The organism is Roseateles sp. (genome assembly GCF_965229315.1).
Taxonomy (GTDB): domain Bacteria; phylum Pseudomonadota; class Gammaproteobacteria; order Burkholderiales; family Burkholderiaceae_C; genus Pelomonas.
The window spans coordinates 862,314-888,078 of record NZ_CBDDJA010000002.1; the positions used below are offsets into that span (position 1 = coordinate 862,314).

General features: G+C 68.3%; 17 protein-coding genes and 5 tRNA genes. 13 read left to right on the top strand and 9 right to left on the bottom strand.

The features are described 5' to 3' along the window. Nucleotides 1–71: 71 nt before the first annotated feature. The 5 genes from ACO07H_RS08770 to ACO07H_RS08790 all read left to right on the top strand — a co-directional run bounded on the left by ACO07H_RS08770 (nt 72) and on the right by ACO07H_RS08790 (nt 668). Nucleotides 72–147, top strand: a tRNA-Gly gene (locus ACO07H_RS08770). A gap of 78 nt (nt 148–225) precedes the next feature. Further along, nucleotides 226–299: transfer RNA gene (locus ACO07H_RS08775), tRNA-Cys, on the top strand. Between the two features lie 15 nt (nt 300–314). Beyond that, nucleotides 315–390: transfer RNA gene (locus tag ACO07H_RS08780), tRNA-Gly, on the top strand. Between the two features lie 45 nt (nt 391–435). After that, nucleotides 436–511 (top strand) — tRNA-Gly (locus ACO07H_RS08785). A gap of 68 nt (nt 512–579) precedes the next feature. After that, nucleotides 580–668: transfer RNA gene (locus tag ACO07H_RS08790), tRNA-Leu, on the top strand. A 53-nt stretch (nt 669–721) separates the two neighbouring features. Here ACO07H_RS08790 and ACO07H_RS08795 read toward each other — a convergent pair. Both ACO07H_RS08795 and ACO07H_RS08800 read right to left on the bottom strand, forming a co-directional pair. Continuing rightward, nucleotides 722–1,264, bottom strand: a complete 543-nt coding sequence (locus ACO07H_RS08795) for a hypothetical protein (protein ID WP_422013173.1) — start codon at nt 1,262–1,264, stop codon at nt 722–724. Between the two features lie 122 nt (nt 1,265–1,386). Further along, nucleotides 1,387–3,273: an AAA family ATPase gene (locus tag ACO07H_RS08800; protein ID WP_422013175.1), complete on the bottom strand. Its 1,887-nt coding sequence runs from the start codon at nt 3,271–3,273 to the stop codon at nt 1,387–1,389. A gap of 323 nt (nt 3,274–3,596) precedes the next feature. Here ACO07H_RS08800 and ACO07H_RS08805 point away from each other — a divergent pair, with 323 nt between their 5' ends. From ACO07H_RS08805 to ACO07H_RS08820, 4 genes are read left to right on the top strand one after another with little or no spacing between them, the layout of a single operon-like run. Continuing rightward, nucleotides 3,597–5,216: a ShlB/FhaC/HecB family hemolysin secretion/activation protein gene (locus ACO07H_RS08805; RefSeq protein WP_422013177.1), complete on the top strand. Its 1,620-nt coding sequence runs from the start codon at nt 3,597–3,599 to the stop codon at nt 5,214–5,216. A 12-nt stretch (nt 5,217–5,228) separates the two neighbouring features. Continuing rightward, nucleotides 5,229–10,823 (top strand): YDG domain-containing protein, encoded by a 5,595-nt coding sequence (locus ACO07H_RS08810; protein WP_422013179.1) that lies wholly within the window; start codon nt 5,229–5,231, stop codon nt 10,821–10,823. A gap of 44 nt (nt 10,824–10,867) precedes the next feature. Next, nucleotides 10,868–11,470 (top strand): OmpA family protein, encoded by a 603-nt coding sequence (locus tag ACO07H_RS08815; RefSeq protein WP_422013181.1) that lies wholly within the window; start codon nt 10,868–10,870, stop codon nt 11,468–11,470. A 38-nt stretch (nt 11,471–11,508) separates the two neighbouring features. Further along, nucleotides 11,509–12,459, top strand: coding sequence for a hypothetical protein (locus ACO07H_RS08820; RefSeq protein WP_422013183.1), 951 nt, complete (start codon nt 11,509–11,511; stop codon nt 12,457–12,459). Here ACO07H_RS08820 and murI read toward each other — a convergent pair. After that, nucleotides 12,456–13,268: a glutamate racemase gene (murI, locus tag ACO07H_RS08825; protein ID WP_422013185.1), complete on the bottom strand. Its 813-nt coding sequence runs from the start codon at nt 13,266–13,268 to the stop codon at nt 12,456–12,458. The two genes, ACO07H_RS08820 and murI, sit on opposite strands and share 4 nt — an antisense overlap. A gap of 172 nt (nt 13,269–13,440) precedes the next feature. On the opposite strand from murI, the gene ACO07H_RS08830 reads away from it, so the two are divergent. From ACO07H_RS08830 to ACO07H_RS08845, 4 genes are all read left to right on the top strand, one after another. Beyond that, nucleotides 13,441–14,196: an electron transfer flavoprotein subunit beta/FixA family protein gene (locus tag ACO07H_RS08830; RefSeq protein WP_422013187.1), complete on the top strand. Its 756-nt coding sequence runs from the start codon at nt 13,441–13,443 to the stop codon at nt 14,194–14,196. Beyond that, entirely contained in the window at nt 14,196–15,128 is a 933-nt protein-coding gene (locus ACO07H_RS08835) for an electron transfer flavoprotein subunit alpha/FixB family protein (RefSeq protein WP_422013189.1), read from the top strand. Before ACO07H_RS08830 ends, ACO07H_RS08835 begins: the two co-directional genes overlap by 1 nt. Before the next feature lie 79 nt (nt 15,129–15,207). Then, nucleotides 15,208–16,995, top strand: a complete 1,788-nt coding sequence (locus ACO07H_RS08840; RefSeq protein WP_422013191.1) for an acyl-CoA dehydrogenase — start codon at nt 15,208–15,210, stop codon at nt 16,993–16,995. A 5-nt stretch (nt 16,996–17,000) separates the two neighbouring features. After that, nucleotides 17,001–17,960: an NAD(P)H-dependent flavin oxidoreductase gene (locus ACO07H_RS08845; RefSeq protein WP_422018615.1), complete on the top strand. Its 960-nt coding sequence runs from the start codon at nt 17,001–17,003 to the stop codon at nt 17,958–17,960. A gap of 67 nt (nt 17,961–18,027) precedes the next feature. On the opposite strand, the gene ACO07H_RS08850 is transcribed toward ACO07H_RS08845, so the two are convergent. From ACO07H_RS08850 to ACO07H_RS08875, 6 genes are all read right to left on the bottom strand, one after another. Next, a complete protein-coding gene (locus ACO07H_RS08850; protein WP_422013193.1) occupies nt 18,028–19,278 on the bottom strand; it encodes a hypothetical protein in 1,251 nt (416 codons plus the stop codon). 114 nt (nt 19,279–19,392) lie between these two features. Then, nucleotides 19,393–20,040 (bottom strand): trimeric intracellular cation channel family protein, encoded by a 648-nt coding sequence (locus tag ACO07H_RS08855; RefSeq protein ID WP_422013195.1) that lies wholly within the window; start codon nt 20,038–20,040, stop codon nt 19,393–19,395. A 20-nt stretch (nt 20,041–20,060) separates the two neighbouring features. Next, the gene (locus tag ACO07H_RS08860) at nt 20,061–22,019 is read right to left on the bottom strand and encodes a 3'-5' exonuclease (protein ID WP_422013197.1); all 1,959 of its coding nucleotides are present in this window, start codon (nt 22,017–22,019) and stop codon (nt 20,061–20,063) included. A gap of 48 nt (nt 22,020–22,067) precedes the next feature. After that, nucleotides 22,068–22,604 carry a hypothetical protein gene (locus ACO07H_RS08865; protein WP_422013199.1) on the bottom strand — a complete coding sequence of 179 codons (537 nt, stop codon included), beginning with the start codon at nt 22,602–22,604 and terminating at the stop codon, nt 22,068–22,070. Then, nucleotides 22,601–24,178: an ABC transporter substrate-binding protein gene (locus ACO07H_RS08870; protein WP_422013201.1), complete on the bottom strand. Its 1,578-nt coding sequence runs from the start codon at nt 24,176–24,178 to the stop codon at nt 22,601–22,603. Before ACO07H_RS08870 ends, ACO07H_RS08865 begins: the two co-directional genes overlap by 4 nt. Then, nucleotides 24,175–25,743: an ABC transporter substrate-binding protein gene (locus ACO07H_RS08875; RefSeq protein ID WP_422013203.1), complete on the bottom strand. Its 1,569-nt coding sequence runs from the start codon at nt 25,741–25,743 to the stop codon at nt 24,175–24,177. Before ACO07H_RS08875 ends, ACO07H_RS08870 begins: the two co-directional genes overlap by 4 nt. Nucleotides 25,744–25,765 lie beyond the last annotated feature (22 nt).

Consider the following 25,765-nt stretch of genomic DNA (forward strand, 5'->3'; position numbering starts at 1 on the left):
ACTAAAAATTGGATTACAATGCCAGCTTCGCTAGGCAGGCAGCTGCATGGTTGTCTGAGTAGAGAAGCAAAGCGGGATTAGCTCAGTTGGTAGAGCGATACCTTGCCAAGGTATAGGTCGAGAGTTCGAGCCTCTTATCCCGCTCCAGTTTTTTCCGAAAGGGAAGCCCAGGCTTCCCTTTTCCGTCAGGGTCGCGCCAAACGGCTCTGGCTTGGGTTTTACGGCGGCGCGATAGCAAAGCGGTTATGCCCCGGATTGCAAATCCGGTTAGTCCGGTTCGACTCCGGATCGCGCCTCCAGAAATAAGCACTCACGCGGGTGTAGCTCAGTTGGTAGAGCGCAACCTTGCCAAGGTTGAGGTCACGAGTTCGAGCCTCGTTACCCGCTCCATAAAATCGGTTCGCACCGATGTCTGGTTGAAAGACCGGACGAAATGCGGGATTAGCTCAGTTGGTAGAGCGATACCTTGCCAAGGTATAGGTCGAGAGTTCGAGCCTCTTATCCCGCTCCAAACTTCACGGGAGATTCGTTGATCGAATCTCCCGTTTTCTTTGGTGCGGCCCGGATAATCCGCCCGCTGCCCGGGTGGCGAAATCGGTAAACGCAGCGGACTTAAAATCCGCCGCCTCGAAAGGGGCGTACGGGTTCAAGTCCCGTCCCGGGCACCAGCTCCTTGGTGCCGAGCGCGCGGCAAGAGCCGCGATGCGCGCCGCGGCTCAGATCAAGCAGGCTGATGCGGCGTCGACACCTCAGGCTGCTGCGCCTGGGGATCAAGCGGCAACCACCCGAGCTGGGCCTCGAAGGCAGCGCGGAAGGCCGTGCGCATGTCCACCGGCGCGCGCATCACGTATTCGCGTGCCTTGTCCAGCGTCTGCCCGTCGAGCTGGCGCAGGTAGCTGACCGCGGCGTCGGCGCTTTGTGGCGGCTGCCCGAACACGCCATCGAACTTGGGCTTGAGCGCAGTCCACACGACCGCATCGATGCCCTGGGCTTGTGCCCAATCGGCGATACGCTCCGCGCCGACGGCGTTCTTGGGCGCGGGTCCGGGCCAAAGCCCGATGGAATCGATGCCGCTGCCTTCGCGGCCCGCCAGCGCCTCCTGCGCCTGCTCAGGCTTGGCATAGCCCAGTTCCACCCATTGGGTGGGCATCGCCGCGGTGCCTTCGGTCAACACGAGGGTGAGGCGTCCGTCCTGCGACGTCCGTGCGAATTCGATGGGCAGGTCGGGGCCACCAGCCTGCCAGGGGCCAAGGCAATGGAGCACGCCGGGTTTCCAGATGAGCGATCCCCAGCCGATACAGACAATTTTCATGAGGGGGCGAAGCTTACCCGGCCGCCGGGGCCGGGTGCCTGACCCTGTTGAAGCGCCGTGTCCTGCGCCGCGCCTCAGGCCGGCTCGCCCGACAGCAGCTGCTTGAGGGGCGCGCCGCTGAGGGTCTCTTCGCCCAGCAGCATCTCGGTCAGTGCATCGAGCCGTTCTCGCTTGTCTTGCAGCACGCGGCGGCATTCGGCCTGGGCGCTTTCCAGCAGCGCGCGGGCTTCGTCCAGCAGCGACTTCTGCACGTCCGGGCCGATCAGCTCGCGTGGCACGCCGGCCATGCTGAGCAGCCCGAAAGTCTTGCCAAAGCCATAGGAGCCGATCATGGACGTGGCCAGTTCCGAAGCCCGCTTGAGGTCGTCCGCGGCGCCGGACGATGCATTGCCGAAGGCGATCAGCTCGGCCTCGCGGCCGGCAAGCATCATGGCCAGGCGGGCGCGCAGCTCGCGCTCGCCGTACAGCGGCTCCTCGTTGGGGCGGCTCACATAGGTCACGCCCAGCGCCGGGCCGCGCGGCTCGATGCTGATGCGCTCCACGCGGCCGGCGTCCAGCAGGTGGGCGACGAGCGCATGGCCGGACTCGTGGACGGCCACGCGGCGCAGCGTCTCGGGCGTGATGAGATCCTTGGTGTTGGACACCTCGCCGCCCAGTTGGTGCGTTTCCAGTGACTGGTACACGCGTGCCTGGCTGACGACCGCTTCGCCTGCCTCGGCCGCATAGGCGGCGGCGCGATTCACGCAGTTGGCGATGTCCGCCGGCGACATGCCCGACGCCGTGCGGGCGATGGCGGCCGTGTCGATGCCGTCTGCCGCCTTCACCTTGCCGAGGTACAGACCGAAGAGCTGTTGGCGCTCGGGGGCCGTGGGCAGCGTGGTGCGCACGATCATGTCGAAGCGACCAGGGCGGCGCATGGCCTCGTCGACGTTGTCGACGTGGTTGGTCGCGCCGATGACGACGACGTTCTCCAGCGACGAGAAGCCGTCCATCTCCACCAGCAGCCGGTTGATGATGCGGTTCTGCTCCTGCTCGCCGCCACCGGCGCTCTCCTTGCCGCTGCTGCGCCGGCCGATGCCGTCGATCTCGTCGATGAAGATGATGCAGGGGGCCGCCTCGCGGGCGCGCTTGAACAGCTCCTTCACCTTGCCGATGCCGGCCCCGTAGAACATGGAGCTGAAGCAGGAGCCGTCCACGGCAATGAAGCTGGCGCCGCACTCGCCGGCCAGCGCCTGGGCCAGCAGCGTCTTGCCGGTGCCGGGCGGGCCGTCCAGCAGCACGCCGCGCGGCGCCTTCGCGCCCACCGCGGCGTATTGCTTCGGGTCCTTCATGAAGGCCGCCACACGGCGCAGCGCCTTCTTGGCCTCGTCGGCGCCGATGACGCCGTCGAATCGCATGCTGGGCTTCTCGGCCAGGCGCGTGCGCCCGCCGAGCGTGCCGCGCATCTGGAAGTAGACGAGCCCGCCGAGCAACAGCACGAGGAGCAGCAAGGGGCCAGCCGTCTCCACCGCGCGGTCGAGCGACTGGCTGACCCGCTGCCCGGCCGTGCGCGCGTCGACATTGATGTCGGTGAGCGCGAAGCGCTGGGCCACGCTCAGCTCTCCGAGCCGCGAGCCCAGTTCGTTCTTGCAGGTGAAGCCGCAGTCGATGAGACGCGTGCTGAAGTGCTGGCCGGCGCGGTCGGTGTAGAGCACCAGGCGACCATCGACGCCCAGGGCCGCCACCTCGCCCGCCTGCAGCGCGCGCTCGAACTCCGACGCCTCGCGCGGATGCAGCAGCCACTGCTGCGGCGCGCTCTCGAAGGCAAGCGCCGTGGCGTTCTTGCGCGCCTGGACCTCGACGGCCGTGCGCTCCCGCAGCAGCGACAGACCGAAGAGCGCCAGCAGCAGCGCCGCGGCGATGCCGCCGATGATGAGTTTCTGGCGTAGGCCCGGCCTGGGCGAGTTGCGCGCGCTGTCCATGGTGTGCGGTGTCGGCGGTGGTGGTGTGGCCGGCAGTGACCACGACGGGCCGGCAGCGTCGTGCCGGGCAAGGCCCAGCGCAGCGCAAGACTAGCGGGCCATGGGCTCGGCGCAGCGTGCGTTATCGAGGACTGCTGGCGCGATGCCGCGCCCAAATGGCAACACTTGGCGCAAGTGCGACAAATTGCCGGACGACTTGGGGCCGGCTTGACGCGTCCTCAGCGGTGAACATGAGCGCCGGATCGCGGGCCAATCCATCGCCCATGTCGCCTGTTCAAGGGGCTACCTGTCGCACCGTGTTGTCAGATAGCGTCTGGATTGAGATGCACAAGAACATGCTCAGCCGGTTCGCGCTGTCCGCGCTTTTGTTGGCCGGTTCGCCCTACGGCGCAGATTCGGCGTTGGCGCAATCGGGTGCCGAGCCCCGGGTGATGGTGCGGGAGTTCCGCGTCACCGGGAACACCCTGTTGCCAGCGTCCCGTATCGACGACGTCCTTGCGCCGTTCAAAGGCGAGAGAAGCCTTGCGGAACTGCAGGCCGCTGCCGCCGCGCTGCAAGACCTCTATCGCGAGGCGGGATACGGGGCGGTGATTGCCTACGTACCGCAGCAGAGCGGCCCCAGCGGCATGGCCACGCTGGCGGTGCTGGAGGGGCGCATCCGCCGGGTGGTCGTCGTCGGCAACCAGGTGGCGAGCGAGGCGGTGGTGCGGCGCAGCCTGCCGGGGCTGGCCGAGGGCCAGACGCCGCAACTGCGACGTGTCGACGCGCAGGTACAGCTGGCCAACGAGAACCCGTCACGGCAGGTCGCGGTCTCACTGGAGGCCGGGACGGCTCCGGGCGATGTGGATGCCAACGTCAGCGTCACCGAATCTCCGCAGGGCACCTGGATCCTGGGCCTGGACAACACCGGCAATGCCGGTTCCGGCCGTCTGCGTGCCAACGTCGCTTACCAGCGCGCCGGGCTCTGGGACCGGGATCACGTGCTGTCGTTGCAGTTCCAGACGTCGCCCGAGAAACTGGATTCCGTGCGTGTGTTCAGTGCCAGCTACCGGGCGCCGCTGTATGACGCCGGCCTCGTGCTGGACGCCTTCGCCGCCTATTCGGATGTCGACGGCGGCACGACCTCGACGGTCGCAGGGCCGCTGCAGTTCAGCGGCAAGGGCGAAGTGCTGGGCGTGCGTCTGGGCGGCCAGCTTGTGCGCAACGGCGAACTGGTGCAGCGTCTGGCCTTGGGCCTGGATCACCGCGCGTACATCAACAACTGCGCCATCAGCGGCTTGCCCGCCGGCGCCTGCGGAACGGCCGGCGAAAGCGTGGCCGTGCACCCGCTGTCGGTGGACTACCTGCTGCAGTGGTCCGGCGACGTGCCCATGGCGTTGCAGTTGAACCTGGCGCAAGGGCTGGACATGGGTGGTCGCCATGCCGGCGCTGGCAATTTCGCGGCCGTGCGCCCGGGTGCCACGCCCGGCTACACCAGCCTGCGCGCCAATGCTTCGACCCAGCTCAAGTTGCTGGAGCAATGGCAGCTGGCGTTGCGCGTGCAAGGGCAGTTGAGCCCCGATGCGCTGGTGCCTGGGGAGCAGTTCGGCGTGGGTGGCAGCACGGCGGTGCGCGGCTATGAAGAGCGCGAGGTGATCGGTGACAGCGGTCTGGCGGGATCGCTGGAGCTGTATGGACCCAATCTCGCCGGCGGCGCCTTCCGCGCGGTCGACCAGTTTCGGCTGCTGGGCTTCGTCGATGCCGGGCGAGCCATGAACCACCTGGGAACGCCGTGCCGTGATCTGCAAAGTCGCTGCAACCTGAGTTCGCTGGGTCTGGGCGCGCGGCTGGGTGGCAGCGGCTTGCAAGTCTCGCTGGACTGGGCCCTCGCGCTCGACAAGGGCGTGCGCACGGCCCGCCATGACCAACGCGTGCACTTGCGTGTTGCCTATAGCTTCCACTGAGGCTTGACGTCCATGAAGCATTTTTCCTCTCTCAGCCCGCGCCACCTCAAGGTTCGCCCGCTGGCGTTCCTGCTGGCTGCCGCGCTGCTGCCCCAGGCCCAGGGCCAGACACTGCCCGGCGGGTTGAACGTGGCAGCGGGCCAGGCCACCGTCCAGGTCAACGGCGGCCAGATGACCGTCACCAACTCGGCCAACGCCATCCTGAACTGGCAGAGCTTTTCCATCGGTGCCGGCAACGGCGTGCATTTCGTGCAGCCCAGCGCGGCCAGCCAGGTGCTCAACCGGGTCACGGGCAACGATCCGTCGGCCATCCTGGGCAGCCTGTCCAGCAATGGCCGCGTCTGGCTGTTGAATCCGAACGGCGTGCTCTTCGGCCAGGGCGCCCGCGTCGACGTGGCGGGCCTGGTGGTGTCCACCCTCAACCTGAGCAACCAGGATTGGCTGGCCGGCCGCTACGCCTTCAGCAGCAGCGGGCCGGCGGCGGGCGTGGTCAACGAGGGGCAACTGCGCACCAGCCTGGGCGGTCGCGTGGCACTGCTGGGTGGCACGGTGGAGAACCGCGGGCTGATCGAAACCCCGGGTGGGCAGGTGGTGCTGGCGGCGGGCCAGAGCGTCGAACTGCTGGACACGGGGGCGCCCCACCTGAGCGTGAAAGTCACGGCACCGCAAGGCGAGGCACTCAACCTCGGCACGCTGGCGGCCGCCGGAGGCCGGATCGACATCCATGCGGCCGCAGTCAACCAGCAAGGCATCGTGCGTGCAGACAGCCTGGAGCGTGGCCCGGCAGGCGAGATCGTGCTCAAGGCCAGTGAGCGCCTCAGCCTGCTCGCCGGCAGCGTCACCGCGGCCGATGGAGAAACGGGTGGTCGCGTCACGCTGCTGGGGCGCGAAGTGGGGCTGTTCGACGATGCGAGCGTCAGCGCCAGCGGCCGTCTGGGCGGCGGCGAGGTGTTCGTGGGCGGTGGTCAGCAGGGGCGCGACACCAGCCTGCCCAATGCGCAAGCCGTGTTTTTCGGGCCCGACGCCAGCATCAGTGCGGATGCGACGGAGCGCGGCGACGGCGGGCGCATCATCCTGTGGAGCGACGTGGCCACCCGTGCCTTCGGTTCGCTCAGCGCCCGTGGCGGGTCGCTGGGGGGCAACGGCGGCTTCATCGAAACCTCGGGTCGCTGGCTGGATGCGCGGCCGCGTCGCCTGGATGTGACGGCGCCGCATGGCCAGGCGGGCAACTGGCTGCTGGACCCCTACGACATCACGATTTCGGATGAAGTCTCCGACGCCGGCTTCAACGCGAGTTTCACCGCGACCGGCAATGACGCCACGATCTCCACATCGACGCTCAACGCGGCGCTGGCGACCGGTGCGCAGGTCACGGTGTCCACCAGCGGCGGCGGGTCTCAGTCCGGCAGCATCTACCTCGACGGCGCCAACATCGGCGGATCGTCCTGCCTCACGAACCAGTGCCGGCTCACGCTGCTGGCCGACCAGGACATCCGCGCGACCAGCTATTCGTCCATCAACGGCAACTTCTCCGAGGTGTTCCTGCGCGCGGGTGACTCCGGCTCGATCACGCTCGAGAACGCCTCCATCGACGTGACCGGGCGGGTGCGTTTGCAGGCCAGCAGCGTCACGCTGGAGTCCGACGCCTGGGTCCGGTCCAGTGCCAGCGGCGATGCCATCGTCATCAGCAACGGCAGCCGCCCTGTGTCCTCGTTCTACGCGTTCATCACCGAAGGGCTGCCCCTGCTGGTGAACGGCGGCGGGCGCTGGATCATCTGGGCGAGCGGCATCAACAGCGAAGGCTTCTATGCCGGCGATCTGGCTCGCGACTTCACGCGCTATGGCGCCACCAGCGCCTCGGCCTGGGCCGGGGATGTGGGCAACGGGCTTGTCACCGATGACACATTGACCGCGAACGTCTCTGGTTCGGCCGCCACGCGTGCCTACGACGGCACCCGCAATGCGACCGTCCGCGGGCTGACCTACTCCCTGGACGAAGGCTTCAATGCCTCACTGAACAGCACGGCCTATGCCCTGTTCGACTCGAAGAACGTCGTGCGCGGCAGTGGCGGGGCACCCGCAGCGCAGTCGGTGTCCTACTACGACGACAGCCATGCGTCGCCCTTCCAGTTCACCGACAGCGACAACAAGCCCGTCTACGGCCTGACGGTCAACACGTCGATCTCGGGCGTGATCCAGCCCAAGCAAGTGACGGCCAGCATGGCAGGCGTCAGCAAGGTCTACGACGGCAACACGGCCGCCTCGATCACCCTTGGCGCCGTGAGCGGCCTGGTCGGCAACGAGACGCTCAACATCGCTGCGCAGGGGCAGTTCAGCGACAAGAACGTCGGCACGAACAAGTCGGTGACGCTGAACGGCTATCAGGTGAGTGATGGCAGCAATGGCGGCCTGGCGCAGAACTACACGGTGGTCGTGCCGCTGTCGCTGACCGGCGACATCACGCCGCTGGCGTTGGCTCTGAACGGTGTGGCCGTCAACAACAAGGTCTACGACGCGACGACGCTGGCCACGCTGCGCGGCTCGGCAAGCGTGGCGGGGCTGGCGGGCGATGCCCTGGGCCTGAACCAGGGGCAGGCGCGTTTCTCGGACAAGAACGTCGGCCAGGGCAAGGTGGTCACGCTCAGCGGCTTCTCGCTCACCGGCGCGGATGCGGGCAACTACAGCCTGCAGTTGCCTGCGAGCCTGACGGCCGACATCACGCCGCTGACATTGGCTCTGAACGGTGTCGTCGTCAACAACAAGGTCTACGACGCGACGGCGCTGGCCACGTTGCGAGGCTCGGCAAGCGTGGCGGGGCTGGCGGGCGATGCCCTGGGCCTGAACCAGGGGCAGGCGCGCTTCTCGGACAAGAACGTCGGCCAGGGCAAGGCCGTCACGCTCAGCGGTTTCTCGCTCACCGGCGCGGATGCGGGCAACTACAGCCTGCAGTTGCCTGCGAGCCTGACGGCCGACATCACGCCGCTGTCGCTGTCGCTCAACGGCGTCGTCGTCAACAACAAGGTCTACGACGCGACGACGCTGGCCACGCTGCGCGGCTCGGCAAGCGTGGCGGGGCTGGCGGGCGATGCCCTGGGCCTGAACCAGGGGCAGGCGCGTTTCTCGGACAAGAACGTCGGCCAGGGCAAGGTGGTCACGCTCAGCGGCTTCTCGCTCACCGGCGCGGATGCGGGCAACTACAGCCTGCAGTTGCCTGCGAGCCTGACGGCCGACATCACGCCGCTGACATTGGCTCTGAACGGTGTCGTCGTCAACAACAAGGTCTACGACGCGACGACGCTGGCCACGCTGGGCGGCTCGGCAAGCGTGGCGGGGCTGGCGGGCGATGCCCTGGGCCTGAACCAGGGGCAGGCGCGTTTCTCGGACAAGAACGTCGGCCAGGGCAAGGTGGTCACGCTCAGCGGCTTCTCGCTCACCGGCGCGGATGCGGGCAACTACAGCCTGCAGTTGCCTGCGAGCCTGACGGCCGACATCACGCCGCTGACATTGGCTCTGAACGGTGTCGTCGTCAACAACAAGGTCTACGACGCGACGGCGCTGGCCACGTTGCGAGGCTCGGCAAGCGTGGCGGGGCTGGCGGGCGATGCCCTGGGCCTGAACCAGGGGCAGGCGCGCTTCTCGGACAAGAACGTCGGCCAGGGCAAGGCCGTCACGCTCAGCGGTTTCTCGCTCACCGGCGCGGATGCGGGCAACTACAGCCTGCAGTTGCCTGCAAGCTTGACGGCCGACATCACCGCTGCGACGCTGACGGTCGGCGGGCTCACGGCCAACGACAAGGTCTACGACGGCACGCGGCAGGCCAGCCTGGGCGGCACTGCGGCCATCAACCCGCTGGGCACCGACCAGGTGAGCCTGGGTGGCAGCGTGCAATCGCTGTTCAACGATGGCAACGTCGGCACCGCGAAGCCCGTTGCGGTCAGCGGGTTCACGATCAGCGGGGCGGACGCCGGCAACTATGTGCTGCAGCAGCCCGCCGGCTTCACCGCCAACATCACGCCCGCGACCTTGCGCTACGTTGCGCAACCGCTGTTCGTGTTCACTGGCGATCCGTTGCCGGCGCCGAGCGGGCATGTCGAAGGCTTCGTGCCGGGGGACAGCCAAGCCAACGCCACCACCGGCGCGCTGAGCTTCAGCCTGTCGCTGCCCAGCAGCCTGGCACCGGCGGGCGGCTACGGCATCTTCGGCAGTGGCTTGCAAGCAGCCAACTATGTCCTGGTGCAGGCCCCAGGCAACGCGCAAGCCCTGGTGATCGCCGGGCCGAACCCGGCCGCCGCCCAGGGCCAGGGCGGGAATGCCACGCTGGTCCAGGCGCTGCAGGCGGTCCTGCCGCCGCCGCCGGTCCCGAACCGGCAAGGCGCCGGGCTGCTCGACCTGACGCGGCCCATCCCGCCTGGCGTGGCCGGTCAGGCGACGGGCCCCGCGGGTGACCTCTTCGGTGGCATTGACGTGGGCGGTGCCTCGTCGGCGCAGTTGCGCGGCATTCTGGCCGCGCGCGACGGCTACAAGCGCGCGCTGTTCGCCGACGCGCTGCAGCGCCTGGCGCAGGACCCGGGTCTGGCCGACCTGCCGCCCTGTACCAACCGCGAGGACTTGGCGACCGGCAAGTGCCTGATCACCGCCGAACTCAAGCGCGATGAGCAGGCGAGGTTGCAGCGCGAGGCGACCATGCCTGCTGCCGCCCCCGCCCCCGCTCCCGCCGCTGCCGCCGCGTCCCTGGCTGCCCCGGCCCCGGTGCCAGGGCCGGGGCCAGGTCCCGCGCCGTCCACCGCTGCAGCGACCCCCGCGACCGCCCCAGCCGTCGCATCGCCACCGATGGCGTCCTTGTTCAGCAAGCGCCGTGTCAAGACGGCGGCCTTGCCGCAGATCGAGCGCAAGCTGGCCTTGCTGATCGGTGTAGACCGCTATGCCGATGCCGAGATCCCGCAGCTCGGCAACGCGGTGGGCGACGCACGCGCCGTCGCCGGTCTGTTCGAGAGCCGGCTGGGTTATGAAACCGTGGTGCTGCCCAATGCCAGCAAGCAGGCGGTCGTCAGTGCGCTGAATCGGCTGGCACTGGAACTGGGCCCGAAAGACTCCGTGACCATCTATTACGCGGGGCACGGTGCGGTGGTCGATGCCACGGGGCTGGGCTACTGGCAGCTGGCCGACAGCGGCGCCAAGCGGCCTGAAAGCTGGTTGTCCAATGCCGACATCGGCCGCCTGATGAGCCAGATCGGCGCGTCGCAGGTGGCGCTCATCTCCGACAGCTGCTACTCCGGCACCCTCGTCAGCGGCGAACGCATCCGCGTCACGCCCGGCACGGTGGATCCCGGCCAGGTGCTGTCGCGCCGCAGCATGGTGGTCATGTCTTCGGGGGGCAACGAGCCGGTGTTCGATGACGGCAAGGACGGCCATTCCCCCTTCGCCTGGAATCTCATGAAACAGTTGGGCGGCGTCGGCAACTGGCAGATGGGCGGCAACGTGTTCGAGCGCGTGCGCTTCGCGGTGGCGCGCGAGCTGCCGCAGCGGCCGCAGTACGGTGCCGTCGTGGGCCATCAAAGCGGTGGCGACTACCTTTTCGAGCAGCGCCAGCTCGACGTTCGCCAATGAGCCGGGCAGTGCCCAGGCCATGCCCCATCCAACAAAGGAAGACCATGCAGATCACACGCACGAACCCCCTGACGATGCGCTTCGCCGCAGCCTGGTTCCTGGGGCTGGCCGTTGCCGCGCAGGCCCAGGTCGAGGCGCCAGCCAACGCGGCCTCCGCCAACCCGGTGCTCAAGGGGGCCCAGGTGACCGAGGCGGCCCTGGTGGATGCCCTGGCCATTGCGCCGCCCGAGGGTGCTGCCAGTGGCGCCACCCGGGGCTTCCGTCCGGCCAGCAAGCCGGGCGGCGCACCCGTGAAGGCCGGGCCGGGCCGGGCCAGCCTGCTGATCACGTTCGCGACCAACTCCACCGAACTGGCCGCCGACACGCAGGGCCAGATCGACACGCTGGCGCGTGCGCTGCAATCCGACACGCTGGCGGGCTTTTCCTTCCGCGTCGAAGGGCACGCCGACGCGCGCGGCGAAGCCGCGGGCAACCAGCGCCTGTCGCAGTTGCGCGCCGAGGCCGTGATGGCCTACCTGACCGGCAAGCATGGCATCCTGCCTGAGCGGCTGACCGCGGTGGGCAAGGGCTCCAGCGAGCCGTTGAATGCCGCGCGCGTCGATGCGCCGGAGAACCGCCGCGTGACCATCGTCACCGTGCGCAACTGAAGGCGGCCCGAGCGACGCCGGGCCAGGGTTCGCGCCTCGTGTCGCCGCTGCAGCGCTCGTGGCTGGGCTGGCTGTGCCTTGCGCTGCTGCTGGCCGGGGCCGCTGTGCTGGCCTGGCGCCTCATGTGGGCGCAGGGCGCGCCCGCCGCTGCCGTCCCGGCGTCCACGTTGCCGGTGCCCGTGGCCACGCGGTTGGGCATCCCTGTGGCGGGCGTGGACGGCTTGCTGGCCGAGGTCGCCCGGCAGGACTGGATCGTGCGCCGCTGGCGCGACTATCCCGCCGTGCTGGTCGTGCAGTTCCCGGGATTGCCGGTGCAGGGGCAGGCGCTGAACCGCATCGCGGCCCTGCTCGAAAAGGGCCAGGGCAGCCGTGACCGGGTGCTGGATGACGAGCAGTTGCAGGCGTTGGTCGCATCGAGCGGCGACAGTGCGGCCAGCTTCTTCCTCGGCCATGACTATCCGGCCGAAGGCCTGGCCCGCTTCTTCACCTTGGCACAGGCCCAGGGCATCGCGCTGAATGTCGAGGAGCAGCGCCTGCTCACGCTGCTGCTGCAGGCGGAGCTGATCGCCCTTGCGCCGGACGCCACTGCAGGCTACGTCAGCACCGGCGTCGGCGCCCTGGTGAGCTTCAGCGCGCCGCAGCTTGACGATCCGGGCACGTTCGCCGATGAAGGCATGGACGCCACGCGGCGAGTCTCCGTGCTGCGTCACGAACTCAGCCACGGCCGCTTCTTCACCGACGAGGCCTATCGCGAGCACTGCCTGCGCTTCTGGCACGAGGTCCTGACCGAACCCGAGCGCCGCGCCTGGCGCCGCTACCTGGACGGGCTGGGCTACGACCGCCGCAATGAAGAGTTGATGGCCAACGAGACCCAGGCCCTGCTGATGCACACGTCCGACACGCGCGATTTCAGCGCAGCGAGTCTGGGCGTTGCGCAGCAGGAACTGCAGGTGCAACAGGCGCGATTCCGCCAGGGTCTTGGCGGCTAAGGCGCGGCGTTTTCGGGTTGCCAGGCGTGGACGTCCGGGCCCCGCCAGCCGAGCACCCGCTCCACCCAGTCGCCCAGTGCACGCGGGTCGCCGCTGGTTTCGATCTGCAGCGCCGGCTGGCTGCCGGGGGCCGGTACCCACAGGTCGACCGCGCGTCGCGCCACGGCGGTCTCGATGCGCAGCAGCTTCACGTGCGGCCCCAACGCCGCCTGCCACAGCCGCTCGATGAGCGGGTAGTGCGTGCAGCCCAGCAGCGCGGTGTCCACACCGACCGCGCGCAGCGGTGTGCAGTGGCGCTCGACGAGTTCGCGCAGCGCCTGGCTGTCGAGGTCGCCCGCCTCGATGTGGTCCACGATGCCCGGGCAACCCTGCACGACGACCTCGCGCCCCTGCGCGTGGCGCTCGATCAGCGCGCGCAGCCGGGGGCTGGCGGCCGTGGCCGGCGTGGCCAGCAGGCCGATGCGGCCGTTGCGCGTCGCCGCGACGGCCGGCTTGATGCCCGGCTCCGTGCCGACGAACGGCACGCCCGGCCAGTGGGCCCGCAGCGCCTCGATGGCATGGGCCGTGGCCGTGTTGCAGGCGATGACGACGAGGCCGGCCCCGCGGGCCAGCAGGTGTGCCGTGATCGCGAAACTGCGTGCGCGGATCGCCTCGGGGCTGAGGTTGCCGTAAGGGGCGTAGGCGGTGTCGGCCAGATAGCGCAGGCGGGCCTGGGGCAACAGCTCGCGCAGTTCGCGCAGTACGGTGAAACCGCCGACGCCGGAGTCGAAAACGCCGATCTCTCGGCCAGGAATAGCGGCGCTCTGCATGGGGGCGAGGAGTCTAGCTTCGCGATTCGAGAGACCTCTCCAAACTGAGGCCATCCGCAGGGGCTGGCGGCCTCGCTAGAATCGAACGATCGTGCTTTTTTGTGCGCGGCTCCGGCGGGGAGCCACCGTAGAATCTGGTTAACGTTTACGTCAATTCGAGCTGGAGTTTTCGATGAAGGTCTTGGTTCCTGTCAAACGCGTCGTCGACTACAACGTCAAGGTGCGCGTGAAGAGCGACGGCACGGGCGTCGACATTGCCAACGTGAAGATGTCGATGAACCCCTTCGACGAGATCGCCGTCGAAGAGGCCGTGCGGCTGAAGGAGAAGGGCGTCGTCACCGAGGTCATCGCCGTGTCCTGCGGCGTCACGCAGTGCCAGGAGACGCTGCGCACCGCGATGGCCATCGGCGCCGACCGCGCCATCCTGGTGGAAACGCCCGCCGACCTCGAACTGCAGCCGCTGGCCGTCGCCAAGCTGCTGAAGGCACTGATCGACAAGGAGCAGCCGCAGCTCGTCATCCTCGGCAAGCAGGCCATCGACGACGATTGCAACCAGACCGGCCAGATGCTGGCGGCCCTCACCGGCATGGCGCAAGGCACCTTCGCCAGCAAGGTGGAAGTGGCCGGCGACAAGGTCAACGTGACGCGCGAGGTGGACGGCGGTCTGGAGACCGTGTCCCTGAGCCTGCCGGCCGTCATCACGACCGACCTGCGCCTGAACGAGCCGCGTTACGTGACGCTGCCCAACATCATGAAGGCCAAGAAGAAGCCGCTCGACATCGTCAAGCCCGCCGACCTGGGCGTGGACGTGACGCCGCGCATCAAGACGCTGAAGGTCAGCGAGCCGCCCAAGCGCGGTGCCGGTGTGAAGGTGCCCGATGTGGCGACCCTGGTGAACAAGTTGAAGACTGAAGCGAAGGTGATCTGATGACTGCCCTTGTAATTGCCGAACACGACAACGCCTCGATCAAGGGCGCCACGCTGAACACCGTCACCGCCGCCATCGCCACCGGTGGCGACGTGCACGTGCTGGTGGCTGGCCACAACGCCGCTGCCGCTGCCGCCGCCGCCGCGCAGATCGCCGGCGTCGCCAAGGTGCTGCATGCCGACTCGGCCGCGCTGGCCGAAGGCCTGGCCGAGAACGTCGCCGCGCAGGTCGTGGCACTCGCCTCGGGCTACAGCCACATCCTCTTCCCCGCCACCGCCGCCGGCAAGAATGTCGCCCCGCGCGTCGCCGCGCTGCTGGACGTGGCCCAGGTCAGCGACATCACCAAGGTCATCAGCGCCGACACGTTCGAGCGCCCGATCTACGCCGGCAACGCCATCGCCACCGTGCAGAGCAGCGACGCCACCAAGGTCGTCACCGTGCGCACGACCGGCTTCGACCCGGCCGCCGCCAGTGGTGGCTCGGCCGCCGTGGACACCGTGGCGGCTTCCGCGGACAGCGGCAAGAGCAGCTTCGTCGGCCGCGAGGTGACCAAGAGCGACCGTCCCGAGCTGACCGCCGCCAAGATCATCGTGTCGGGTGGCCGCGCGCTGGGTTCGAACGACAAGTTCATGGAAGTGCTGACGCCGCTGGCCGACAAGCTCGGCGCGGCGCTGGGCGCCTCGCGCGCCGCCGTCGACGCGGGCTATGCGCCCAACGACTGGCAGGTCGGCCAGACCGGCAAGATCGTCGCGCCGCAGCTCTACATCGCGGCGGGCATCTCCGGCGCCATCCAGCATCTGGCCGGCATGAAGGACTCCAAGGTCATCGTGGCCATCAACAAGGACCCGGAAGCGCCGATCTTCTCGGTGGCCGACTACGGCCTGGAAGCCGACCTGTTCACGGCCGTGCCGGAACTCGTCGCCGCGCTGTAAATCCCCCACGCCGACATCACACCGGGCGCCCCGACCTTCGTCGTCGCGGCGCCCTTTTTGTTTCCGCCAGGAGGAACAAATGAGTTACCAAGCGCCCGTCAAGGACATGCTCTTCAACATCCAGCACCTGGCTGGCCTGCAGACGCTGACCGAACAGATCCCCGCCTTCGCCGACTTCGGCCTGGACACGGCCGCTGCCGTGCTGGAGGAGTGCGCCAAGCTGACTCAGGACGTCATCGCGCCGCTGAACTTCGAAGGCGACAAGAACCCGTCCAGTTGGAAGGACGGCGTCGTCACGACGACGCCCGGCTTCAAGCAGGCCTTTCGCGCGTATGCGGAGGGCGGCTGGCAGGGGCTGGTGCACCCGACCGAGTTCGGCGGCCAGGGCGCGCCCAAGACCATCGCGGCGGCCTGCAACGAGATGCTGCAGGCCGCCAACATGAGCTTTGCCCTCTGCCCGCTGCTGACCGACGGCGCCGTCGAGGCGCTGCTGACCGCCGGCACCGACGAGCAGAAGTCCGTCTACATCCCCAAGCTGCTGGACGGCTCGTGGACCGGCACGATGAACCTCACCGAGCCGCAGGCCGGCTCGGACCTGGCGCTGGTGCGCACGCGCGCCGAGCCTCAAGGCGACGGCACCTACAAGGTGTTCGGCACCAAGATCTTCATCACCTACGGCGAGCACGACATGGCCGAGAACATCGTCCACCTCGTGCTGGCCCGCGTGGTCGGTGCGCCGGAGGGCGTGAAGGGCATCAGCCTGTTCCTGGTGCCCAAGTTTCTCGTCAATGCGGACGGCTCGCTGGGCGCGCGCAATGACGCGCACTGCGTGTCCATCGAGCACAAGATGGGCATCAAGGCCAGCCCCACGGCGGTGCTGCAGTTCGGCGACCACGGCGGCGCCGTCGGTACCTTGATCGGCCAGGAGAACCGCGGCCTGGAGTACATGTTCATCATGATGAACGCGGCCCGCTACGGTGTCGGCATCCAGGGCATTGGCATCGCCGACCGGGCCTACCAGAAGGCTGCGGCCTATGCGAAGGACCGCGTGCAGTCGCGCCCCGTGGACGGCTCGGTGGCCGGCCCCGCATCCATCATCCATCACCCCGACGTGCGCCGCATGCTGATGACGATGCGCGCGCTGACCGAGGGTTGCCGCGCGATGGCCAGCACGGCCGCGGCGGCGTTCGACGCCGCGCATCACCACCCTGACGCCGACGCGCGCCAGCAGAACCAGGCCTTCTACGACTTCATGGTGCCGCTGGTGAAGGGCTACAGCACCGAGATGAGCCTGGAGGTCACGTCGCTGGGCGTGCAGGTGCACGGCGGCATGGGCTTCATCGAGGAGACCGGCGCGGCGCAGTACTACCGCGACGCCAAGATCCTGACCATCTACGAAGGCACGACCGCCATCCAGGCCAACGACCTGGTGGGCCGCAAGACCTCGCGAGACGGCGGTGCTGTGGCGCGCGGCATCGCCGGCCGGGTCGAGGCTACGGAAGGCGAACTGGCGAAGCGCGACAGCGCCGCCGCCAAGTCCGTGCTGAAGGCGTTGCGCGCCTCGCGCGAGGACTTCCTCGCCGCCGTGGACTTCATCGCCGGCTCGGCCAAGGGCAACCCCAATGCGGCCTACGCCGGCTCTGTGCCCTACCTGATGCTGGCGGGCAACCTCGTCGCCGGCTGGCAACTGGCACGCGCGCTGATCGCGGCGGAAGACGCGTTGGCGACTGACAAGGATTTCATGACCGCCAAGATCGTGACCGCGCGTTTCTACGCCGAGCACATCCTGCCGCGCACCGCGTCGCTGCGTGCCGCCATCGTCGATGGCGCCGACAGCGTCACCGAGCTGTCGCTCGAAGCCTTCTGAGGAGACTGAACTTGGCCTTGCCCCCGATCCTGAAGAACCTGCCGCTGCCGGTCATCGGTTCGCCGCTGTTCATCATCAGCAACCCCAGGCTCGTCATCGAGCAGTGCAAGGCCGGCATCGTCGGCTCCATGCCGGCGCTCAATGCCCGGCCTGCCGAGCTGCTGGACGAATGGCTGGCCGAGATCACGACAGAGCTGGCGGCCCACAACCGCGCCAACCCCGACAAGCCCGCCGCGCCGTTCGCCATCAACCAGATCGTGCACAAGAGCAACGAGCGCCTGCAGCACGACATGGCGGTCTGCGCCAAGTACAAGGTGCCGATCATCATCACCAGCCTGGGCGCGCGTGAAGACGTGAACCAGGCCGTGCACGCCTGGGGCGGCATCGTGCTGCACGACATCATCAACAACAAGTTCGCGAAGAAGGCCATCGAGAAGGGCGCCGACGGCCTCATCGCCGTGGCGGCCGGCGCGGGCGGCCATGCGGGCGTGAAGAGCCCGTTCGCGCTGATCCAGGAAATCCGCGAGTGGTTCGACGGCCCCGTGGCGCTGTCGGGCGCCATCGCCTCGGGCGGCGCCGTGCTGGCCGCGCAGGCCATGGGCGCCGACCTGGGCTACATCGGCTCGGCCTTCATCGCGACGACCGAGGCCCGCGCCAGCGACGCCTACAAGCAGATGATCGTGGCCAGCAACAGCGACGACATCGTCTACAGCAACCTGTTCACCGGCGTGCACGGCAACTACCTGCGCGGCTCCGTGGTGGCTGCCGGCCTGGACCCCGACAACCTGCCCGACAGCGATCCCAGCGCGATGAACTTCGGCGGCGGCGCGGCCAAGGCCTGGAAGGACATCTGGGGCAGCGGCCAGGGCGTGGGCGCCATCCACGAGGTGGTGCCCGCAGGCGAACTGGTGGCGCGGCTCAAGCGCGAGTACGCCGCCGCGCGGGCGCGCCTGGCATTGAACTGAGAAGACGCCGCGCTGTGCAACGGCCGCCTTCGGGCGGTCGTTTCGTTGGCTCAGACTGAAGCAGGGCTCAGTTGATCTGTCGCAGCCCGAAGCTGCCGGTGACCTTGGCCATGGTCTTGCGCAATCCGGTGTCGTCGATGGCCTTGGCCTTGGTGTCGTGAGCCGTCTTGGCCTTGTCGTAGTCCTTGCGCGCATCCTTGAGCTTGGCGTCGAGGCCGTCGAAGGTCTTCTTCGCGGCCTTGATGTCCGTGCCGAGCTTGACGGTCTTGGGGGCGGCCAGGAAGGCCTTCGCGTCCAGGGTCGTTGCGGCCTTCGCATCCTTGAACTGCTTGAGCAGGTCGTTGTACTTGTCGTTGGCGTCGTTGCGCGGCTCCAGCAGCTTGTTGTAGGCCTTCGCGCAGTCCGACACCTTGTCGGCCAGCTTCTTCTCCTCGGCCTCCAGCTTGGCCAGCTTGCGCGCGTTCTCCGCGGTGTTCTGGTTGACCAGCACGTGCTTGTCGCCACGCTTCATGGACGTGCCGTCGCCGGCCTTCTCGCCGTCCTCCCGTGCGGTGATCGAGGGGCCGGGCATGCCGACGACCACGGCCTTGGCGTAGCCCTTCTTGCGCAGCAGCGACAGCACCTTGCCGGCGAACACGTCGTCCTGCTTGCTGCCCTCGGGGCCGCCGGAGGCCGTGAAACAGCCGCTCAGCACGATCTTGCCGCTGAAGTCCTTGCCGATGCGTTCGCTGGCCTTCTTGTGCCCGGTCAGCAGCTTGACGATGTCCTCGGGCTTGCGGTGGCCGAACTCGTCGCCAATGATGCGGCCCGAAGGCAGCGCTTTCGGCCGGCCGTGCGCGCACAGGATGACGGTGCCCGTGATGCCGCCGAAGTCCGGGTTGTCGTCGTTCGAGACGGTGGTCTTGAACTTGTCGGCCTGCGCCGCGGAGGCGCCCTTGATGATGGACTCTTCCTTGTCCTTGGAGATGTTCACCACCTTGGCGCTGGCGTTGGCCAACTTGGCCTTGATCGCCTCGTAGCCCTTCACGGCGACCTCCATCGCCTCGAACTTGTCATTCTTCTTGTCGCGCAGCACCAGGATCAGGCTGCCGTTGCTGTGCACGCCGAGCACGTAGTACGGATCGGCCGCCCGCTTGGCTGCCTTCTCGTAGTTCAGGAAGTTGCCAAGGTTGCTGCCCAGCTTGACGCCCTGCACGCCCTTTTCGCCGAACTCCTCCAGGTCCTCGCTGACGGCCTTGGCCAGCGCACCCACGGAGATCTTGCTGTAGTTGATGGACTTGTCCTTGCCCCAGATGATGGGGTCGAGTTTGGTGGCCATGGTGCGTCTCCTGTCTGAACGTGTGCACGCGAGATTAGGGCTGCGCCCAGGCCACTTCAACTGAGGAAATCCGTACGGCGCTGGCGGGAACCAGCGGCGCCGTACCGTCACGCGTCAGCGCTTGTTGATACGCCAGGCCGGCAGCGTCCAGCCCGTCCGCAGCGCCAGCCCGCGCAGCAGCACGGCGGTGGCGGCCGTGGCGCTGATGGCGGCCCACTGCGGCGCGTCCAGTGCCACCGCCGCGACCATGACCCAGCCGCCCACGAAGCTGCACAGCGCGTAGGGCCGGTGGTCGTGGAAGGCGGCGGGGATCTCGTTGCAGACGATGTCGCGCAGCACGCCGCCGAAGGTGGCCGTGATGACGCCCATCAGCACGGCCACGATGGCCGGCATGCCCGCGTCCAGCGCCACCAGCGTGCCGTTGGCCGTGAACAGGCCCAGCCCCAGTGCGTCGGGCCACTGGATGGCGCGCTCGGTCAGCGCCAGGTGGCGCCGGCGCATCAGCAGCATGGCCGCGAGGCACAGCGCCATCAGCGCCCACAGCCAGTCGGCGTGGTCGACCCAGAAGAACGGCCGGCGGTCCAGCAGCACGTCGCGCAGCGTGCCGCCGCCGAAGGCCGACAGGCCCGCGACGACGCACAGGCCGACGACGTCGAGCTGCTTGCGCGCGCCAGCCAGCAGGCCCGACAGCGCGAAGGCGAGGGTGGCGGTGATCTCGACCGCCGCCTGCAGCGTGGAGAAGTTGATGACGGGGGGCTTCATGAGGGCGGCATCATCGCCGCTCAGTCCACCAGCGCCGCGTCCTTCAGGAAGCGGGACGGGCGCTGCGGGTCGAAGACCAGCGTGAGGCGCCGCCTTGCGCGCGTCATCGCGACGTACAGCAGGTTGCGGTGCTCCGCCGACGCGGCGCTGAACTGGCCGTGCGACAGGTGCGGGATGACGACGTGGTCGAACTCCAGGCCCTTGGCCGCCTCGATGCTGGACAGCACGACGCGGTCGCTGGCGCGCAGGCGCCGCCGCGCGGCGTCCATGGCCGAGAACATGCGGAACGCGCCATCCACGCCGGCGCCTGCCTCCACGGCCTCCGCCACGGCCAGGTCATGAAGCTGCGCGACGTTGTCGGCCACCTGCGCGGCATCGTCCTGGCGCACGAACACGCGGGAGGCCAGCTTCAGCGGGTCCAGCGCCTTCATGAACGACGCCTCGAAGGCCTCGGCATCGCCGGTGCGAAGGAGGGCCAGGGCGGCCTCCAGGGGCCGCCGCGCCGCGGGGTTGGCACTGCGCAGCACGTGGGCGTCGACAAAGCGCTGCGTCGAGTCCGCGTGCGCGGCGGCCTCGGCGACGGCGGCGCGCTGCGCCGCGGCGCTGTCGAGGTGGCGCAGTTCGATGCTGTCGATGCGGGCGCCGGAAAACAGCAGCAGCGCGTCCAGCAGACGCGCGCGCTGCGCCGGCTCCGCGAAACCGCTGTAGTCGTTGCGGGCGTGGGCGTGCAGGCCCCGCACCAGCAACGTCTCCGGTCGTTCCAGGTAGGGCGCAAAGCCCACCGAGCCGTAGGCCATGCCATGGCGCAGCAGCGCATGCTCGATCAGCACCGACTGCGCCGCGTGGCGCAGCAGCACGCGCAGGCTGGCCAGCGCCTGCTGCTGGTGATGCGCCTGCGCCTGGCGGGCGATGAACTCGGCGGCGAGGCGGGGCGACTCGCAGCGCTCCAGGTGGATGTCCGTGTGCAGCGCGTCGTCTGCGGCATAGGGCTTGCGCGCCAGCGCGCCGACGTGCAGGGCAAGCTGCGGGCTGAAGCGGTGGCTGCGCGTGAGGAGCAGGACTTCTGGCGTGCCGATCTCCGCCCGGAAGTGCTCGCGCATGAACGCGGCGTCTGCGCCGGTCTGCGCGTGGATGACCTGGTCGCGGTCGCCCACGCCCACGAACGCCGCGCGCGGGTTGGCGGCCAGCACGGCCTTCAGCACGGTGAAGGCGGCGCGGTTCACGTCATGCATCTCATCGACGCAGACCAGCGCGAGACCCAGCTTCAGCACGTCGTCCTGGGTGTCGATCTCGCCGGACATCAGCAGCCGGGCCAGGTCGTAGACGCCGTCGCCGTCGAACCGGAACTCGGGGCGGTCCGGATGCCCGCCCTTGCGGATGAACTCGTAGCAGGTCCACACACGCATCGTCAGGTAGCCGAAACCCAGCGCCTCGGCCCGCTCCGGCGTCAAGCGCTCCTCGGCGTCCAGGTGCTCGACGACCATGCGGCCCTTCAGCACGTCGAAGGACTTGAGCAGGCCTTCGACCAGGTCGGCCGGCATCGCGTCGTTCGCCAGGTCCTCGGGATAGCGCTCATCCGGGAACGACTGTGCGCGCTCGATGGCACGCACGACATGGGGCTGCACCTGCTCGCGCGACGTGACGATGCGCGCCTTCTCGCCTTCGGCTGCCGCGAGCACCGCCAGGCTGAACGCCTCGAAGGTGTCGATGCGCAGCTTCTGGACCGTGGCCTTGGGCACACCGATGTGCGCCAGCCGCGCCTTCAGCGCCGCGACGGCGGGCGCCGTCGTCGTCAGCGCGAGCAGGGTCTCGGCTTGGGCACCGCGCTGCAGCGCCTGCGCGATGCGCAACGCCAGCGTCGTCGTCTTCGCCGCGCCGGCATTGGCCTCCACGAGCAGCAGCCGGGTCTTGAGCAACTGGATGGCGACTTGCTCGTCGCTGGGGGTGATGTGGGTGGGCTGGAAGGGCGCGTCGTGCATGGCGTGGATTGGAACTCACGCCGCGTACGAGTCAGCCAAACTCAGCGTTCAGTAAATCATCTGCTCTGGCATGACCAGTTTGGAGATGCCAAGCATGCCCTGCGCGTCGGCTTCGCTCATCTCCTGCCAGACGCGCGCGCCCGCGGGCACCGGTGTGCCGCCATAGGAAGGGAGGAACAACACCAGCTTGGGCACGACGACGAGCGCGCCGCCCAGGTTCGGCCTCACGTCGGTGGGCTGGACCAGGTAGTAGAAGTGGCGCTCCCCGGGCTTGGCCTCCAGCAGCGAGTCCACTTGGCCGTCTTTGCCCGAGCCTTTGGCCGTGGCGGTCAGCCGTCGCTGGCCCGGTCGCACCTGGACCGTCGTGTAGCCGTTGGCGGGCAGCCTGGCCACGGGTTGGCCGTCCAGCATCAGCTCGATGACGCCACCGTCGTGCGGAGCCCGCACGAGGTAGATGGCCGTGTGCTCGGGCAGTGCGTCTTGGAGCGCCACGGGCTGCGCGAATTCCAGCGGGCGATTGCCGGCGCAACCGGCCAGCATCGCGGCCAGCAGGGCCGCGCAGAGCGCGTGTCGGAGGTGGTTCATTTCACCGTCGCCCACTTCGCCTGCGGCGCGTCATTCGCCGAGTGCGGGATGGTCACGCCGGCCTTCATCGCCCACGGGCGGACCTGGTGGTGGATGGGGATGAAGAGGTATTCGTCCCGCGTGCGTTTCAAGGCTTCCTGCATCAGCGCCAGGCGCTTGGGCGCGTCGGTCTCGACCTTCATCTGCTGCACCAGCGCGTCCACCCGGGCGTCGCTGACGCGTGAGTAATTGCCCTTGCCGTCGGCGCCGCCGGTCTTGGTGTGGACGATATCCTGCAGCGTGTACTGCGCGTCGAAGGTGGTCACGCCCCAGCCGTACAGGTACAGCGGCAGCTCGTAGCGCTGCAGCGCGGCGGAGTGCTGCGTCATCGGCTGCGTCGTCAGCCGCGCCTTGATGCCGATGCGCGCCCACATCGAGACGACCGCCTGGCAGATTTCCTCGTCGTTGACGTAGCGGTCGTTGGGGCAGGCCAGCGGCACCTCGAAGCCGTCGGCGTAGCCCGCATCGGCCATCAGCAGTCTGGCGCGGGCGATGTCGGCCTTCGGCGCCGCGTCCAGCTCCTGCGACCAGCCGTAGGCCACCGGGGCCACCATGACGGCCGCGGGGATGGCCAGGCCGCGCATCAGGCTGCGCTTGATGGCCTCGCGGTCGATGGCGACCGACATGGCCTCGCGCACGCGCCTGTCCTTGAACGGGTTCCTGCCCTTCACGCTGGCGCCCTTGATCTCGTCGCTGCCCAGGTCCAGCGCGAAGAAGATGGTGCGGTTCTCGGGCCCTTCGATGACCTTCAGCCGCGGGTCGGCCTTGAGCTTGGCGACGTCCTGCGGCGGCAGGTCGGTCAGCAGGTCCAGGTCGCCCGACAGCAGCGCCGCCACGCGCGTCGCGTCGGACTTGATGGGCAGGTAGGTGACGGCGCTGATGTTGCCCTTGGGCTTGTCCCACCAGTCCTTGTTGGCGACCATGTTGAGGCGCTGGTCCGGCTGCCAGGCCACGACCTTGAATGGTCCCGTGCCCATCGCGTTGCGCGCGGCGAAGGTGTCCTCCTTGGCCTTGAAGTCCTGCGGGTTCTCGACCTTGTTCTTCTGCGCCCAGGCCTTGCTGACGACGCGCACGAAGGTCAGGTTGCGCAGCAGCACCGGGTTCGGGCCGTCCAGCAGCAGGTCGACGGTGAAGTCGTCGATCTTCTTCGCCTCCTTCACGCCCGACGCGTAGATGACCATGTTGCTTGCCGGATGGCGGATGCGCTGGAAGCTGAACACCACGTCGTCCGCCGTGAACGGCGTGCCGTCGTGGAACTTCACGCCGCGGCGCAGCTCGAAGCGCACCTGCGTGGGCGTCACGAAGGTCCACTTGGCCGCCAGCGCGGGTTCCACGTCGAAGGTCTCGGTGTAGCGCGTCAGCCCCTCGTAGACGTAGCCGGTGATCGTCGTCGTGGCCGAGTGGTTCTGCGAATGAGGGTCCAGCGTCTGGATGTCGTTCTGCGCGGCCCAGCGCAGGGTGTTGGCCGCAGCTGGCTGGGACGCCAGGCCGGCGGCCAGCAGCAGTGCGGCGGCGAGTGCGGTCGATGGCTTCATTTGAGGGTGGTGTAGCGGGCTTCGAAGTAGTCGTTGGAGCGGTGGATGGTGTCCACGTTCGGCTTCATCGCCCAGGGCCGGATCTGGTGGTGGATGGGGATGAACAGCGACTCGTCGCGGATGCGCAGCAGCGCCTCCCTGATGAGCGCATTGCGCTTGGGCACGTCGGGCTCGAACTTGATCTGCTGGATCAGCCCGTCCAGCGTCGCGTCGCTGACCTTGCCGAAGTTGAAGTTGCCGTCGGCGCCCGTCGTGCGCGTGTGGCCCCAGGCCTGCATGGCGTACAGCGCGTCGTAGGTGGAGACGCCCCAGCCCAGCATGTAGAACGGCGACTCGCCGCGCTGGAAGGTCTGGCTGTGCGTGGAGAAGGGCGCAGCGATGAGGCGTGCCTTCACGCCGATCTTGGCGAACATCGACACCGCCGCCTGGCAGACCTGCTCGTCGTTCACGTAGCGGTTGTTGGGGCAATGCAGCGGCACCTCGAAGCCCTGCGGGTAGCCGGCCTCGGCGAGCAGCTTGCGGGCCTTGTCGAGGTCGGGCTTGACGGGCTTGTCGAGCGCGGCGTCATAGCCGTTCACGCCCGGCGGCACCATCAGCGCGGCGGGCACGGACAGGCCGCGCATGATGCTGCGCTTGATGGCCTCGCGGTCCAGCGCCAGGTTCATGGCCTCGCGCACTTTTCTGTCCTTGAACGGGTTCCTGCCCTTCACGCTGGACTCGCGCAGCTCGTCGCTGCCCTCGTCCATGACGAGGAAGATGGTGCGGATCTCGGCGCCCTCCAGCAGCTTGACCTTGCCGTCCTCCTTGAGCTTGAAGAAGTCCTGCGGCGGCAGGTCGGTGACGATGTCCACGTCGCCCGACAGCAGCGCGGCCACGCGCGTGGGGGCGCTCTTGATCGGTAGGTAGGTCAGCTCCGTGACGTTGCTGGTCGTCTTGTCCCACCAGTCCTTGTTGATGGTCATCTTGACGGCCTGGTCGGGCGTCCAGCTCACCAGCTTGTACGGGCCGGTGCCATTGGCGTTGCGCGACGCGTAGTTCTCTTCCTTGGCCTTGTAGTCCTGCGTGCTGGTGGTCTTGTTCTTCTCCGACCACGACTTGCTCATGATGGGGAAGCTGATGATGTTCTGCAGCAGCATGGGCGTCGGGGCTTCCAGGATCAGGTCGACCGTGTGGTCGTCGATCTTCTTCACCTCTTTGATGCCCGACACATAGGTCTGCTTGGTGCCCTGCGGCTGCGTGATGCGGCCGAAGCTGAAGACCACGTCGTCGGCCGTGAAAGGCGTGCCGTCGTGGAACTTGACGCCCTTGCGCAGGTCGAAGCGCACCTGCGTCTGCGACACATACGTCCACTTGGTGGCCAGCGACGGCTCGGGCCGGTAGTCGCGGCTCAGCCGCGTGAGGCCTTCGTAGATGTGCGTGCCGATGGTGTTGGACGTGTTGTGGTCCTGCGCATGCGGGTCCAGCGTCAGGATGTCGTTCTGCGCGGCCCAGCGCAGCGGCGCGGCGGTGGCGGCGCCCAGTGCCAAGGCCGCCAGCAGCGGCAGCAGACGGAGAACGGATTTCATGCGGCTTCCTCGGGACTGCAGA